Genomic DNA, 1,186 nt, shown 5'->3' with positions numbered 1-1,186 from the left:
CCTGTTTTAATTTGCTCATTGCTCACTTCATCCTCATAAGCATAAATTTGATTATTATTGTTTTTGTCTATAAAATATTTCATTTTTTCTCCTTATCTGACATTTAAAATTGTTGCCTCAATATTTGGCTTATCCATAACAATATTAAACAATTCTATTTTATATGTGTCATTTGGTTTCAAAATACCTTCATAATGTGTTAATGGAATATATTTACCTGTTGAATTAGTGTATTGTATAGCATTTATTTTTTTTATTAAAGAATTATTTATGTATATACTAATACTAGCTTGACTGATTACATTATCGATTTGTTGAATTTTTATTGCAATAGGTGTTTTTCCTCCTGTTGTATTTGTGTATATCACATTATTAGACATAGAATGAGATTTAAGTAAAGAAGTTCCATCAAGATAGGTATTAAACCCTATCAATGCTAAAAGTTCTGGATCTTTTAAATTGAGTTGATTTTCTTTTAAGGTAGCTAAATTTACAAATTGATTGTCATTTGTAGCTTTTATAGAGCTTGTAGGTAGTTTGGTAAAGTCTTTAGCTCCTGTAATGGTTTGATTAGTAGCTAAAGTAACATATTTGGCAATTTCTGTATTAAATTTATTTTCTAAAAGATATTTAGCAAACTCATCCCATACTTTTTTAAACTCTGCATCATATTTTTGCGTTAAAGCATCAATTTTAAGATTGAGTTCCACTTTAATAGCATCCACATAATCACGACTTGCCATGATTACACTAGGATCTAGTTTTAAAATAACTTCCTCTGCATTAGAAAGCTCCATGACAATTTTTATCATAAGCTCTTTAGCGCTGCCTTCTTTTAAGACAGGTTTGTAGGTGCGTGGGACATTTCCAACTGCAAGCAAATCTCCTGCTTCATCATAAACGCCTACTGCATTAACTTCAAATCCCCCTACATTGCTTGGCACATGACACATTAAATTCACATAGTTTGGATTGCTTTCATCCACGCTTTTGCTACTAATATTAGCTTCATAAACAATCTCTTCTAAACTTTGCATTTCTTCACTGGGTAAAATAACTTTTGAACTTAATTTAAAGCTTTTTAAATTGATACCATTTCCACTTGCTCTTGCGGCAATAAATTTAGCAATGCCAATTTTTGTTAGTATGGTATAGTATTCACTTTTTGCCATTAATACACTCCTTT

The 1,186-nt window shown here is 29.8% G+C and carries 1 protein-coding gene; it reads right to left on the bottom strand.

Going from position 1 to position 1,186, the window contains the following annotated elements; translation table 11 throughout:
- Positions 1-92: 92 nt before the first annotated feature.
- Complete coding sequence (locus AJ885_RS07720; RefSeq protein ID WP_070281056.1) at positions 93-1,172, bottom strand: phage tail protein; 1,080 nt, start codon at positions 1,170-1,172, stop codon at positions 93-95.
- Positions 1,173-1,186 lie beyond the last annotated feature (14 nt).

This window comes from Campylobacter sp. BCW_6464 (assembly GCF_001762775.1).
GTDB lineage: Bacteria > Campylobacterota > Campylobacteria > Campylobacterales > Campylobacteraceae > Campylobacter_D > Campylobacter_D jejuni.
Note: the sequence above shows the minus strand (reverse complement) of the source record. Positions and strands in the feature narration are given on the sequence as shown.